Origin of the sequence: Paraglaciecola psychrophila 170 (assembly GCF_000347635.1) — a bacterium.
GTDB classification, from domain to species: domain Bacteria; phylum Pseudomonadota; class Gammaproteobacteria; order Enterobacterales; family Alteromonadaceae; genus Paraglaciecola; species Paraglaciecola psychrophila.
On record NC_020514.1, the window covers coordinates 2,668,552 to 2,683,615 of the forward strand.

At 39.2% G+C, this 15,064-nt stretch carries 10 protein-coding genes; 7 read left to right on the forward strand and 3 right to left on the reverse strand.

The window, feature by feature from the left end; all coding sequences use genetic code 11:
- Positions 1–18 precede the first annotated feature (18 nt).
- Positions 19–903 carry an NAD(P)-dependent oxidoreductase gene (locus tag C427_RS11675; protein ID WP_007635510.1) on the forward strand — a complete coding sequence of 295 codons (885 nt, stop codon included), beginning with the start codon at positions 19–21 and terminating at the stop codon, positions 901–903.
- Between the two features lie 17 nt (positions 904–920).
- Here C427_RS11675 and C427_RS11680 read toward each other — a convergent pair whose 3' ends face one another.
- Both C427_RS11680 and sbcB read right to left on the reverse strand, forming a co-directional pair.
- Positions 921–2,576, reverse strand: coding sequence for a DUF342 domain-containing protein (locus tag C427_RS11680; RefSeq protein WP_007635511.1), 1,656 nt, complete (start codon positions 2,574–2,576; stop codon positions 921–923).
- A 166-nt stretch (positions 2,577–2,742) separates the two neighbouring features.
- Positions 2,743–4,173, reverse strand: a complete 1,431-nt coding sequence (sbcB, locus tag C427_RS11685; RefSeq protein WP_007635512.1) for an exodeoxyribonuclease I — start codon at positions 4,171–4,173, stop codon at positions 2,743–2,745.
- 209 nt (positions 4,174–4,382) lie between these two features.
- Between sbcB and C427_RS11690 the strand changes: the two genes are divergently transcribed.
- From C427_RS11690 to C427_RS11700, 3 genes are all read left to right on the forward strand, one after another.
- Positions 4,383–4,805, forward strand: coding sequence for a CBS domain-containing protein (locus C427_RS11690; protein ID WP_007635513.1), 423 nt, complete (start codon positions 4,383–4,385; stop codon positions 4,803–4,805).
- 96 nt (positions 4,806–4,901) lie between these two features.
- On the forward strand, positions 4,902–8,807 hold the full coding sequence (hrpA, locus tag C427_RS11695) for an ATP-dependent RNA helicase HrpA (protein ID WP_007635514.1): 3,906 nt from the start codon (positions 4,902–4,904) through the stop codon (positions 8,805–8,807).
- A 70-nt stretch (positions 8,808–8,877) separates the two neighbouring features.
- A complete protein-coding gene (locus tag C427_RS11700) occupies positions 8,878–9,180 on the forward strand; it encodes a PilZ domain-containing protein (RefSeq protein ID WP_007635515.1) in 303 nt (100 codons plus the stop codon).
- A gap of 71 nt (positions 9,181–9,251) precedes the next feature.
- On the opposite strand, the gene C427_RS11705 is transcribed toward C427_RS11700, so the two are convergent.
- Positions 9,252–10,439: a class I SAM-dependent rRNA methyltransferase gene (locus C427_RS11705; protein WP_007635516.1), complete on the reverse strand. Its 1,188-nt coding sequence runs from the start codon at positions 10,437–10,439 to the stop codon at positions 9,252–9,254.
- A gap of 91 nt (positions 10,440–10,530) precedes the next feature.
- Between C427_RS11705 and C427_RS11710 the strand changes: the two genes are divergently transcribed.
- The 3 genes from C427_RS11710 (at position 10,531) to C427_RS11720 (ending at position 14,788) form a co-directional block, all read left to right on the forward strand.
- Positions 10,531–11,526 carry an NAD(P)H-quinone oxidoreductase gene (locus C427_RS11710; RefSeq protein WP_007635517.1) on the forward strand — a complete coding sequence of 332 codons (996 nt, stop codon included), beginning with the start codon at positions 10,531–10,533 and terminating at the stop codon, positions 11,524–11,526.
- A 414-nt stretch (positions 11,527–11,940) separates the two neighbouring features.
- Positions 11,941–12,444 carry an ureidoglycolate lyase gene (locus C427_RS11715; RefSeq protein ID WP_007635518.1) on the forward strand — a complete coding sequence of 168 codons (504 nt, stop codon included), beginning with the start codon at positions 11,941–11,943 and terminating at the stop codon, positions 12,442–12,444.
- A 79-nt stretch (positions 12,445–12,523) separates the two neighbouring features.
- Positions 12,524–14,788: a malate synthase G gene (locus C427_RS11720; RefSeq protein ID WP_007635519.1), complete on the forward strand. Its 2,265-nt coding sequence runs from the start codon at positions 12,524–12,526 to the stop codon at positions 14,786–14,788.
- Positions 14,789–15,064 lie beyond the last annotated feature (276 nt).

A 15,064-nucleotide genomic window follows, 5' to 3' on the forward strand; every position in this document is an offset into this window, starting at 1 on the left:
GAATTAAGGCAGCCTTAGATGAAGGAAAGTAAATTGGTACAAAAAATAGCGTTTGTTGGCTTAGGTGTTATGGGATATCCCATGGCTGGACATTGCAAAAAATCAGGCTTTGAAGTCACCGTGTATAATCGCACCACCGAAAAATCCCAAACTTGGGTGGATGAATTTTCAGGACAGATGGCACTTACCCCCAAACTTGCAGCCGAGCAAGCCAATGTAATTTTGTTGTGTGTTGGCAATGATGATGATCTACGTAGCGTTATGTTAGGAGATCATGGGGTATTAGCAGGAATAAATGCTGGAGATATCATCGTTGATCACACTACCGCTTCAGCAGAAGTTGCTCGAGAGATGGCGACACTATGTGCCGAGCTCGGAGTTGGGTTTTTAGATGCGCCAGTATCAGGTGGTCAAGCAGGTGCTGAAAATGGACAGTTAACTGTGATGGTAGGCGGGCAAAAAGACCATTACACTGCGGTTGAACCCGTCATAGATTGTTATGCTAAATTCAGTCAACTACTTGGAGAGGTTGGTAGCGGTCAACTGGCTAAAATGATGAACCAAATTTGTATTGCGGGTGTCGTTCAAGGCATAGCCGAGGCATTAAGTTTTGGTAAAAATGCGGGGTTGGATTGCCATGCCGTTATTGATGTTATATCAAAAGGCGCAGCGCAGTCGTGGCAAATGGAGAATCGATTTGAGAGCATGTTAGCGGGTAAGTTTGACTTTGGGTTTGCCGTTGACTGGATGCGTAAAGACTTAGGTATTGCCTTAAATGAAGCGAAGAGAAACGGCTCTTCTTTACCATTAACGGCACTGGTCGATCAGTTTTATGCCGATGTGCAGAAAAAAGGGGGAGGCCGATGGGACACCTCTAGCCTGTTAACTAGGCTGCAAGATTAATAAACATTAATAAATGATTATATCAGTGGCTCTACATGCCACTGATGTCCATGGAAACAAATTTTGGCCTTGTCATATTCTCTTTCTGCTCGCCACGTGCGATTATTCAATTTAACCACTACACTAGGATAAACGCGTTTATTGGCGATCAATTGAATATTATTTTGATATTGCTCTTTGGCCTGATTCATTTCATTAGATTTGGTTTCAAGCCACTCTAGTAATTGTGTTTCGTTTTTAAACATTTGGTTTGCTTCGTCAACTCTTAGCTGCATATCTTTAGGGATGAACTTAGAATTAATTATATTGATACGCTCTAAATGCCTATTATTATTTTGTTTCATTTTATTTAGAAGTTCGTCGAGTGTGTCTTTGCGTTCCAATAAAGTATTAAAGCCTTCGCTATAATCAATACTCAAGCTACTACCAGACACGGCACCTAAAGTACCGGCCGTAATTGTATCTTGACATTTGACCGTACAGGCGAAAATATTCCCATTCGGTTTGTCTATGGCACCGACAGTCACTTTTCCACGACAGTTAATGCGACTGTAGGCTAGTTGTCTGCCAACTGTCACATTACCATTACAATTAATATCTAAGCCTTGCCCATGCTGAACATGCACGCTACCTTTTGAGGTCAAGCTGGTACTATATTCAGTGGCGCTATCATTCACTTTCCCCATTGCGCCTTCGGTAATAATGATATCCCCGCCAGCATGAATAGTGGCAGACTCAACAAAGCCATTGACTGTGACATCTCCAGTAGCATGGATTTCCATACTTTCAGTTACATCACCATTAACGAGTACTGAACCGTCATAATTCACATTACCGCTACCAACGTTGACACCTTTACAGGTGAAAATATTATCGACCCACATCTTTTGATCTTTAAATTTGGGCATGCCAGAGAAATCTGCAAGCAACAAATTTTCATCACCATCACTGATAACAGTGCCTTCACCAGGTATAAATTTTACCCATTCACCTGACTTGGCATCGATAATATCCCCACCAACTGTAAATCCTCGTCTGCCCTCAGTTGGTGGCATCCTACGAAGAAGCTCAGTGCCTTTTTGAACGCATATAATCGAACCTAAGTTGCGCATGTCAACACGGGCAGAACCCACTGTTTGAGGCTTTAAAATCCTATCTAGGGCATTTTGGACTAAAGGTTTCAACCTAGAAGGTTTGCCTACCCTAGGCGCTAAACCTTTGGCAATAAGCTCTTCAAATACTTCGCCTGGAAAAGCTTGTGCAGTCTGATGAACTAAACTGATTAAACGTTTTTTACTGATCCCGCGTTTTATACTGAATGCATTTAATTCTTTTAGTAATGACTTAACCGATGGGAGTTTACCCGCGTAGCCCGCAGTTATTGTTAAGTAAGCAGATAATTGATCATCAACGATTCTAGTTTTAATTTGGGTGTCTCTACGCTCACCAATTCGATGTTCTATCACATCAGAGATATTATCTTTGGTTACAGACTTACAATTATTGACTGCTTCAATGATATTTTCATCAAATATAAAGAAATGCTTAAAAACACTTTTTTGAACAAGCTCAAAAATAATGTTTGCTTCAACCTTATCTTTAAGAAGACTTGGAGAAATAATTAAGTCTAAATATTGGTCTTTGTCGTCAACCTGTAATGTTATACCGAGCATTCAATTGCCTTTGATTACGCCAAAAAAAACTAAGTGGATTTAAGCCAGCCTAAAGTATCTATTACGTATCGGCTTATCATTGAGTTACATTAATTGAGAACCATCGCATAAATCTCGTAAAAAAGCAGCGGCAGTATCCAATTGTTAAGAACAGTTTGATGTATTGTTATAACCTTTGTGCATAATTGTAAAGAGCTTTTAATATAGTTAATTTGTCCGGATTGCGTGCATGTTCGATGCTAAGTTGTTCGAGTTGCAATAAAAACTCTGGCATTTTAATACTTGCAGGCGACTCATCGTCGAAAAATTTAAAGTGTCGATATCGTTGCCATTTTTCAATCTCTGGCTCAGATAGCGACTGAGGTATATTTCGGGCTCGGTATCTAAATAATAATGTATTTAGACGATCATCTTCAAATGGTAAAGAAATTTCGGTTAATCCATGAACATCTGAATTAACAATTTGGTTCATAAACTCTTTGTCGATGGATGAAAAAAATCCGCCTGAATACAGAGCGTGTTCAGGATCAAGTGAAGTACGTCTTTCTGTTGGAACGTATACCTCTTGCAATTTTTCGATAATGTGCTTGTTGGCTTTAATTTTTTGCAAGTTTTGTAAACAACCTTGCCTATCGATCCCTAAACGCTCGGCATTTTCAGTGCTAAGTGTTTTCGCTGGGGCCAACACCGGGCATTTATTAATATGCAACAGCTTAATTGGCAAGCGTTGCTCATTTTCTTCTAACATTGCTTTTGGTGTATATAACCTGTTTCTTATTTCATCTGCTGAAAGTGTAAAAAGTGGACTAGGGTCTAGGGCTAAATTTAAAGTGATCACTGCATTTTTATTAGATGGATGCATACCTACAGGCACTATCCAAGAACAGCAGCCATGAACTGAAGGGATTTTTGAAGATATGTGTACTAGTGGTGTTAACTTTTCATAATCTATTTGTTCTAGTACTTTTATTTTATCTCGTAAAGTAAACACATAATCAAATAATTTGGGTTGGCGTTCTTTAATCAATTTAGCCACGGCAATTGTGGCGTACACATCAGACATCGCATCGTGTGCACCTTGATGATCAATACCGTTGGCCTTAGTTAAATCCTGTAACTTAAAACTTGGTAAGCCAGCCTCATTTACTGGCCAATTTATGCCTTCTGGTCTAAGCGCATAACAAGCTCTCGCTAAGTCAATTATGTCCCAACGGCTATTTCCATGTTGCCATTCTCTTGCATAAGGGTCATAAAAGTTTCTATATAATGTGTAGCGAGTAATTTCGTCATCAAAACGTATGTTGTTGAAACCGGCGACGCAGGTATTGGGCTTTGAAAACTGTTCATGGACCTTGGCGATAAAATCCCTTTCAGAGAGTCCTTCTTTTAAAGAACGCTGTGGGGTAATACCTGTGACTAAACAAGCTTGTGGAACGGGCAGGCAATCATTAGCGATTTGGCTAAAAATCATCAAAGGTTCACTTATTACGTTCAAGTCTAAATCTGTGCGTATACCAGCAAACTGACAAGGAAAGTCCTTTTGAGGGTTGGCACCCCATGTTTCATAATCGTGCCAATAAATGCTTGCTGAATTCACGAGTTTCCCTTTTGTAAGTTGCTCTGTAATGGAGAATTTAGATTAGTTTTCCTTTACAGAGAGTCAAAACTGATAAATTACTGTATTTATTTTATCAGTTATATCAAGATTAGTATCATAACGAAATTAATTAGGAATAATTGCTACTTAAGTCTATCTTTATATGAGTCGATATAAAATTATAATTATCTGAAAACCAAGGAGTTACAGTGGAATCTCTAAAAGTGAGCGACCATATGAATCAGCGTCCAGTCACCTTTACCAGTAACATGACTGTAGCAGAGGCGGTAGAACGTTTATTACAAACTAAACAAACGGGTGGTCCAGTAATTGATACCCATAAAAAAGTCATAGGTTTCCTATCTGAACAAGATTGCCTAGTACATATGATTGAGTCTAGTTATTACAGAGAGCAGGTAGCACATGTTAAAGACATCATGAAAATCGATGTGATATCTATTAAGCCCTATACTTCAGTCATTGATTTAGCACAAAAAATGATGACCGAAAAACCAAAGGTGTATCCAGTAGTTGATGATGATGGTTATTTACTTGGCACAATCAATCGTTCAGCGCTGTTGCACGCAATAGACTTGCAACTTCATGACGGTTACAGGTTACGCGCAAGTTAAGTTAAGTTATGTTTGTTACGTAATACTTCTGGTATTTGCTCGGTTCATCTTCTAGGATCACAGCTTGTTTTCATTGATGTAATTGAGCAGTCGTTTTTGTCTTCAGCACAACCCAATCCAGAAATTAGCGTTAAACAACTTTCCAGTGATATCGCATCTTGTATGTCTAAGGACAAATTTAGGCTTATTTCCCGTTTACGTAAATTCCATAGTCTAGCCGCAGATAAAAAACCAGAGCATTTAGCCAAACTACATCGAGATGTAGAAAAATCAGCTCAAGTCTATGCTTCCAGACTGGCGCAACGTCCAGAGATTGATTTTCCTCCTTTGCCTGTCTCAGAAAGGAAAGATGAAATAGCAGAGGCTATTGCCAATAATCAGGTGGTGATCATTGCAGGCGAAACAGGTTCTGGTAAAACCACCCAAATTCCGAAAATATGTTTAGAGCTAGGCAGAGGGATTGGCGGTTTGATTGGTCATACTCAGCCGCGACGTCTTGCGGCTAGAACTGTTGCTAACCGTATTGCTGAAGAGTTGAAGACACCACTTGGGCAACAAGTGGGTTTTAAAATCAGATTTTCAGACCATGTATCCGATAGTACTTATATCAAATTGATGACAGACGGTATTTTGTTAGCTGAAATCCAACAAGATAAATTTTTAAGTCAATACGATACAATTATCATAGATGAAGCGCACGAACGTAGTTTAAATATTGACTTTATTCTCGGATATCTAAAACAGCTGTTACCAAGACGTCCAGAACTTAAGCTTATCATTACTTCTGCAACTATCGACCCACTGCGTTTTTCTAAACATTTTGATGATGCACCGGTGATTGAAGTCAGTGGTAGAACTTACCCTGTAGAAATGCGCTACCGGGAGATTGAGAGCAGTGATTACGACCAAATACAAGCAATTACCGAAGCCGTTAATGAGCTTTTAACTGAGGCCGGTGGTGATATTTTAGTGTTTTTAAGTGGAGAGCGTGAAATTCGTGATACCGCCGATGCACTAAACAAACAGCAATATCGAAATACAGAAGTCTTGCCGCTGTATTCAAGGTTAAGTAACAGTGAACAAAACAAAGTGTTTGCTGCGCATTCTTCGAGGCGAATTGTACTTGCCACTAACGTTGCCGAAACCTCGCTGACCGTGCCAGGCATAAAGTATGTCATAGACCCTGGTACCGCTCGTATTTCACGTTATAGCGTGCGCAGTAAAGTGCAACGTTTGCCTATTGAAGCTATTTCACAAGCGTCAGCAAATCAAAGGGCAGGGCGCTGTGGTCGTGTATCCAATGGAATATGTATTCGTTTATATTCAGAAGATGATTATTTATCCAGAGATGTGTTTACGGACCCAGAGATCTTACGTACTAACTTGGCTTCTGTTATTTTGCAAATGATGTCGCTCGGCCTAGGAAAAGTGGACGATTTTCCATTCGTTGAGCCACCTGATTCTAGAAGCATTAATGATGGTTTTAAATTGCTCGAAGAGTTAGGGGCTATTGATAACAAACTGGGGCGCCAAGGATTAACTCCCCAAGGTAGACAACTAGCCAGACTTCCTATTGACCCCAGATATGCACGCATGGTGATTGAAGCCGCTAAACAAAATTGTCTGAATGAAGTGCTGATTATTGCTGCGGGTTTGAGTATTCAAGATCCTAAAGAAAGGCCTCAAGATAAGAAACAACAAGCTGACTTAATGCATGAGGATTTTACTAATAAAGAGTCTGATTTTCTTGGTTATTTCCAGCTTTGGCAGGGGTTCAAAGAACAACAGCAAGCTTTATCATCGAGCCAATTACGTAACTGGTGTAAGAAACATTTCATCAATTTTATGCGTATGCGTGAATGGCAAGATATTGTCAGCCAACTAAAAAAATCCGTAGCAGAATTGGGTTTTGGTATTACCTCTCAACAGGCAGAGTACCAAGCTATTCACCAAGCGATTGCCTCAGGTTTGTTATCTCATCTAGGCAATAAAGATATAGACCGTGAATATTTAGGCGCTCGCAATAGCCGCTTTAAGATTTTTCCAGGTTCTGGTTTAGCTAAATCTCAACCCAAATGGACCATGGTGGCCGAGCTAGTTGAAACGGCTCACTTATTTGGTCGGGTGGCTGCTAAAATCGAACCAGAGTGGATTGAGCCACTGGCGCAACACTTAACTAAAACAGAATATTCCGAGCCTCATTGGTCAAAAAAACAAGGTGTGGTGCAAGCTTTTGAGAAAGTCAGTTTGTATGGTTTGATACTCATTAACCAAAGACGAAAAAACTATAGCCAGATTGACCCAGAAGTTTGCAGAGAAATATTTATCCGCGAAGCTTTGGTCAACATGCAGACCAAGTTAAACTTTTCCTTTTTATCTCTTAATCAAAAAATGATAGAAAACATTGAAGGCCTAGAAGAAAAAAGCCGTAGACGGGATTTATTAGTAGATGAAAGTACTTTAGTCGATTTCTATGGTGAAAAAATACCCAAACATATTTGCTCCGAGGTTAATTTTAAAAAATGGTGGAACAAACAAACTACTGAATTCCCCGATCTCCTTAACTTTGACCCTAAGGCCTTGCTTAGGAAAGATACGCAACATATTAATGCATTGTCATTTCCGGAAACCTTTAGGCAACACAACCTTACGCTGGGATTAGATTATCATTTTGACCCAATGGATGAAGACGATGGTGTAAGTTTGATGGTGCCATTAGCATTACTTAACCAAGTGACACCTGTGGGACTCGATTGGCTTATACCTGGACTCCGTCATGAACTTATTGTGGCTTTGATTAAAGCGCTACCAAAATCTTTAAGGCGAAACTTTGTGCCTGCCCCCAATTATGCTGATGCTTGTTTGGCTGATATGCCACAAACTGATGAGCAAGGTGTCCCCATCGCGTTCTTGACAGCTTTGTCTTTAAAATTAAAGCGTATGACGGGACGTGAGCCTGAAGCCAGCGAATGGCAACTAGACAGATTGCCTCAACATTTAATTTTTAATATCAAAGTTATCGACCAAGATGCCAAAGTTATTGCCCAAGGCCGTGATCTATTTGCATTACAACAAAAACTACAAGGTAAGGTAAAACAAAACCTACAAGCTGTGGCCACACCTGAACTTGAGAAAACCGGTTTAGTCAGTTGGGAAATCGATAAATTACCAAATGAGTTTATCAACAAAACAAGCGGTTATGAAATTAAGGCCTACCCAGCGTTGGTTAATGAAGGCAAAACAGTAGCGGTTAAATTATTTGATCAACCCCACAAGGCGCAAGCATCCCACAAACTGGGTTTGCGTAAATTAATTATCTTAGGGATCCCTTCACCGGTTAAATATTTACAGGATAAATTACCTAACAAAGCAAAATTAGGGCTGTATTTTAACCCTTTTGGACATATTAAGGCATTAATCGACGACTGTATTGATGCTGGAGTCGATAATCTTATTAATCAATATTCTCTTCAGAATCAAAGCGACATCCGTGAAAAAGTACATTTTGAATCATGTTGTGAGTTTGTCAGGCAAGAAATTAACGATACTGTTTTGCGTATTGCTCAACAAGTAGAAGTGGGACTAACAGTTGCCCATGAAATAAAGAAAAAGATGAAAGGCAGTGTGCCCCTGAATCTAATTTACGCTCATGGACATATCAAAGGTCAGCTAGATTCATTAGTTTATAAAGGTTTTGTTGCTGATGTAGGCGCACAGAGACTGGCTGATTGGCAACGTTATATCAAAGCCATTTCAAAAAGATTGGAAAAAGTCGCAATAGATCCTACTAAAGATAAGTTACATCAACTTAATCTGGAAAAAGTAGAACAGGCTTATCAGGAAAAATGTAATAAAATTTCACAAAATCAGCCTATACCTGATGAATTACAAGAAGTACGTTGGTTATTACATGAACTACAGGTGTCATTTTTCGCGCAACAACTAGGCACTTCTGCGCCTATTTCAGTCAAACGTATACTGAATCATTTAGATTCTATTTAATATCCGTTGACTTTGTTTTCACGGCACCCTATAAATAATAGGGTGGAATTTAAACAGCATGAGGTATTGGATGATAGGTTACGATGACAAACGCAATTTTTTCCGGATGATGGTTAATTCTGTATGCGAACTCAAAATAGTGGATGATGAATCTTTACGCAGCCTGCAGGCAGTGTGTAAAGATATAAGTGCAACTGGAATGTCTTTTGAAATAGAAGAAAGTTCAGTTGAAATGGGCACTAAGGTCAACGTTTATATTGAATCAACTAATTCACAGATCCCTTCACTGACAGCCGATACTAAGGTGGTGCGTTGTGAGTCGGTTGATGATAACTCATGTACTGTCGGTGTTGAAATTCTTGAAATGAAATAAGCAGCGACAACGCCGCTTATTAGCATTTTGAATGTTGAGTTGATCTGACAAATATTTTTTTGCAGATCAACCTAAAGTACTCTACACACTAAGCCTTTTAAATAAAATCCTTCTGGATAGTTAGTCCCAACTGGATGATCGGCTGCTTGGCCTAGTCTTTCAATAATTTGCACGGTTCTGCCAGCATCTAATGCCGCGTCTGCCACTACTTTTTGAAACAAATCAAAAGACAATAAACCTGAGCAACTAAAGGTACATAAAATACCGCCAGGCTGCATAATTTGCATGGCTAACATATTGATATCTTTATAACCGCGACAGCCACGAACTACTGAGTTCTTTGAATCGATAAACTTAGGCGGGTCAAGGATGATTTGGTCAAAATGTTTTCCCTCTTGTTTAAAGTCCCGTAACGCTTGAAACACATCTGCGTTGATAAACTCACATTTGTCTGTGTCTAAACCATTGATCTCAACATTTCTTTTGGCGGTGGTTAAGGCTAAGTCGGATACATCAATACTGGTCACTGACTTGGCGCCACTCGCTAAGGCATAGCTGCCAAAGGTACCGGTATAACAGAAACAATTCAGTAATGTTTTGTCTTTTACATATTTTGCAGCAATGGCGCGGTTGTCTCTTTGATCGAGATAAAATCCTGTTTTATGGCCAGCCTTGACGTTAACAATAATTTTTACGCCGTTTTCTTCAATTACTACTTCTTCAGGCACGTCACCATGTAATACCTGTGTTATTTGTTCCAAGCCTTCTTTTTTGCGGATCGCCACATCACTGCGTTCATAAATAGAACATTCTGGGAATTCCTTCTTCAATGCCCAAACAATTTTGTCACGGTGCTTTTCGGCACCCGCTGATAACAACTGGCAAACCAACACATCCGCATATTTATCAATAGTGACGCCGGGCAGTCCGTCTGATTCGGCAGCGATTAGTCGATAACCAGTTAATCCGTGACGTTCGATCAAGTCTTCTCTTGACGCTTGCGCTATGGCTATACGTCTTTGAAAGAAACCATTATCAATAATTTCATTTTGTTCAAATGTCCAAATCCGCACTTGAATTTGCGACTCTGGCGACCAAGCCCCTCTCCCTAAAAACTTACCATCATGGGACATCACATCTACGGTGTCTCCCATGTTGGTTCTGCCTATAGTTTTTTCTATCGCGCGAGAGAAAATCCAAGGATGTTTACGTAATAAAGACTTTTCACGACCGGGCTGCAAAATGACGCTAGATGACATAGGATAACTTTTATAAATAATTTGGCTCAATTGTACATGAGGGTTAGTCTTTGCTAAACAGAATTCCCGCATCTAAAAAGGATTAAACACTATGAGTAGTTCCATGCAGTTTATAAAACACGAAAACGGTTGTACACCTGACTCATTAGGAATTAGCCATACCGACATCCCCTCGCTGACATCTGGTCAGGTTTTGATCAAAGTGGCGTGCTTTGGTTTGAATAGAGCTGATACTCTTCAAAGGCAGGGTAAATACCCTGCGCCAGCAGGTGAAAGTGATATTCTAGGCTTGGAAATGAGCGGTGAAGTTGTGCAAGTTCATTCTCAGCAAACAAGTCCTCATGCTTTTGAAATCGGCGATAAGGTATTCGGCTTAGTGGCCGGAGGAGGATATGCTGAATATGTGGCGGTGCACAGTCAACATCTGATGAAAGTGCCTTTAAATATGGATATGCCTCAAGCTGCAGGCATAGCTGAATGTTTTCTGACGGCATTCCAAGCACTCTTTATTGAAAATAATTTACAACCCAAACAACATGTCTTGATCCATGCAGGAGCAAGTGGAGTGGGGCTTGCGGCTATTCAGTTAGCTAAAAGACATGGCTGTGCTGTTGCTGTGACAGCATCCAGCCAGGCGAAGTTAGACTTATGTAAACAACTAGGTGCGGACTTGGTCATCAATTATAAACAACAAGATTTCGCGGATGAAATAGCCAAACATTGGCAAGGCTGTGATTTAATCATCGATTTTGTTGCTGGTGATTACCTCAACCGAAACCTAAAACTGTTAAATATTGATGGTAGCGTGCTTTATTTAGCTATGTTGGCTGGACGCTATGCAGATAACTTAGACATGGCGATGATGTTGGGAAAGCGGGCCACTGTCAAAGGGTCTACGCTGAGAAGCCGGCATGATAAATATAAAACCCGTCTGATAAAAGCGTTTAGCCAGACATGTTTAGCAGATTTTGATAGTTGCAAACTCGTGCCTAATATTGATACTGAATATGCTGCAAAGGATGTAGGCAAAGCTCATCAACGGTTAGAAGACAACAATACTATGGGCAAGTTAATTTGTTGTTGGTAAACTTTAAATTAAAACGTGTATTTTAATGCCCTTGTTAATAATTTAATCAATCTATGCATCACTTTCTTAATCCATTACAATAATAATCTCGTAGTTTCTCAGATCATTATTGTTAAGAATAACCTGTTTTACGCGACCCTATTATAAATAATAATCTTCTTGCTGAACATGATTTTGGCGCAATAGGTAAGGGCGTATTCGAAGGTAAAACAAATTAACTGTTATAGATTGAAAAGTGACCGGTATTTTGATTGTTATATTATAAAACAGGGTATGAGCGATACGAACAAGACTCTGATATCTACATTTATTTACTTTGGTTAAATTCTATACTTATTTAGATAATGTTAATTCTAGAATGTGCTGGAAGAGTAAAATTAAGTAAGCTTTAATTTCAATTGAGATAATAATTTGATGCAAAATAATAAACCGATAATTCCTAAAACATTGACGCGCGAAAATTTCATTCAGTTTGGTGATGTGATAGAGGTAAATGAAAACGCCAAAAATTTTAGCATTAATGATGGATTTACACAGCGTTATCATGATCTAGCACAAGTAGATGTGACCCAAGAAAACGGTCGTACCTTAATTAATATCTTTCGTTCAACACCTCTAGAACAACCTGTGAGTATTAAGATGATGGAACGTCACCCATTATCAAGCCAAGCTTTTATTCCAATGGGGCAACAACCGTATTTAGTGGTGGTTGCGCCTAAAGGTGAATTGGACATGACAAAACTTGAAGTGTTCTTAGCTTCATCAAACCAAGGGGTGAATTATCATAAAGGCACTTGGCATCACTATTGTTTGGCATTAAATCATGTCAGTGATTTTATAGTGGTTGACCGCGGTGGGGTTGGAGATAACTGCGATGTGATAAAGTTGGACGGATCACTGGTTATAGCTCAGAGCTAACGTAAACAGTAAAATTAATGCCAACTTCAAAAGAATAGAGCCACATCTAGCGGGCTGTTTCAAAATTATAGGAAACACAATGAGTAAACGAATTAATGAACATGGTTATAAAATTGCCGATTGTCTTTACAACTTAGTCAATAATGATGTGCTGCCTGGTTTACAAGTTAATAAACAAGATTTTTGGCAAGCGGTTGCAGCTGTGTTTAATGAGTTTATTCCTAGAAACAAAGCTTTGTTGGCTACTCGAGAAGAGCTGCAATCAAAAATTAATACTTGGCATTTAGAACATCTGAACGGCGAATTTTCACAACAAACATATCAACAGTTTTTGACTGAGATTGGTTATTTGGTTCCTGAAAAAAGTGATTTTCAAATCACTACAGAAAATGTTGACGCTGAAGTTGCTTTAATTGCAGGGCCCCAGTTAGTAGTGCCACTAATGAACGCACGATTTGCACTCAATGCCGCCAATGCTAGATGGGGCAGTTTATATGACGCCCTTTATGGCTCTGATGTAATCGTTGATGACCTTTTAAAAGTTGATGACCTTTTAAAAGTTGATGACTCTTTAAACGTTAATGACTCTTTAAACGTTAATGACTCTGCCACAAAACCAGCCTCTGGTTACAATCCTATTCGTGGTAAAAAAGTACAAACTTTTGCTCGTGACTTTTTAGATGCATCCTTACCATTGGTTCAAGGCAGTCATCATGATGCGGTTCAATATAAAATCAATAACCAGCAGCTTATTATTCATTTAAATACAGGTAGCTTGGTTAACTTAAAAGACATGACTCAGTTTGTTGGATTTAATGGTTCCACAGAAAGTCCCAGTGCAATTTTATGTATCAATAATGGGTTACATATTGAAATTCAAATTGATGACACCAACTTAATTGGTCAAACAGATGCTGCTGGTGTGAAGGACGTTGTTCTAGAATCTGCATTGAGCACCATTCAAGATTGCGAAGATTCCATAGCAGCGGTAGATGCGGCAGATAAAACAGCAGTTTATGCTAATTGGTTAGGACTGATGAAAGGTGATTTGTCTGAAACTATCAGTAAAGGGGGCAAAGAAACCACCAGAACACTTAATCCAGATAGAACATACCTGTCTGCAGACGGTGAACCCATGAGTTTACCGGGGCGCAGCTTGCAATTTATCCGTAATGTAGGTCATTTAATGACAACGGACGCTATATTAACGGTGAATGATGATGAAGTGCCCGAAGGCATTCTAGATGCCCTGATAACATCCTTGATTGCTCTTCACGACTTAAATGGTTCATCTAAGTTTGTGAACTCTAAACATGGCAGCATCTATATTGTTAAGCCTAAAATGCATGGGCCCGAAGAAGTACAATTTACCAATGACTTGTTTATCCGCGTAGAGACTAGTTTAGGCCTTGCAGAAAATACTATCAAAATGGGTATTATGGATGAAGAGCGGAGAACTTCAGCCAATCTAAAAGAGTGTATTCGTGAAGCAAGTGCTCGTTTGGCCTTTATTAATACTGGGTTTTTAGATAGAACTGGCGATGAAATACACACCAGCATGTTAGCAGGGCCAGTGGTTCGAAAGGAACTAATGAAAAATGAAAAATGGATTTCAGCCTACGAAAATAGAAATGTGGTAATTGGTCTAAAAGCAGGTCTTAAAGGTAAAGCGCAAATCGGTAAAGGTATGTGGGCTACACCTGATGAAATGGCAGCAATGCTAAAGGCTAAAATAGGTCATCCAAAATCCGGTGCATCATGTGCATGGGTACCTTCACCTACAGCAGCCACATTACATGTTATGCATTACCATCAAGTTAATGTTTCAGAGGTACAACAGCAAATATTAACTGAGGCTAATACGAGTGAAGTTCATGCTCATCTAGAAGCGTTGCTAACTATTCCGTTGCTTAAAAACAGTGCAGATTTGTCAGAACACGAACGACAAGACGAATTGAATAATAATGTCCAAGGATTATTGGGTTATGTGGTGCGTTGGGTTAATCAGGGAGTAGGGTGCTCAAAAGTTCCCGATATTGATAACGTAGGGCGCATGGAAGACAGAGCGACATTACGTATATCCAGTCAACATATTTGCAACTGGTTACATCATGGTTTACTGAGTACTGATCAAGTCATGCAAACCCTTAAACGTATGGCGGTTGTTGTGGATACTCAAAATCAACAAGATAGTTCTTATATTTCAATGGCACCAAACTTTGATTCCAGTTTAGCTTTTCAGGCAGCAGTAGACCTTATATTTAAAGGCAAGGAACAGCCAAGTGGTTACACAGAACCCTTGTTGCATAAAATGCGCAATGAACTTAAAGCACAGCTTAACTAATCAACGTCGAGAGTTAGTATAAAAATATTATCAGTTGTGAGTGTTTTAGAATCTAAATTTGACTCTCTAAAAAGTGACTAAATGTTTTGATGCATACTGACGCATCAAGACATTTTCTAAAGGTATAAATCATCTTCATCTTCACCTGCATTGTAAAAACATCAACTCACAGACTTTAATTTCAAGTTGTTTTGGTAGCATTTGAATTTTTTGAATGAAATAAACAAATGCTTAAAAGTAATTTTTGTTAGCATGATAATAATATAATATCCATAA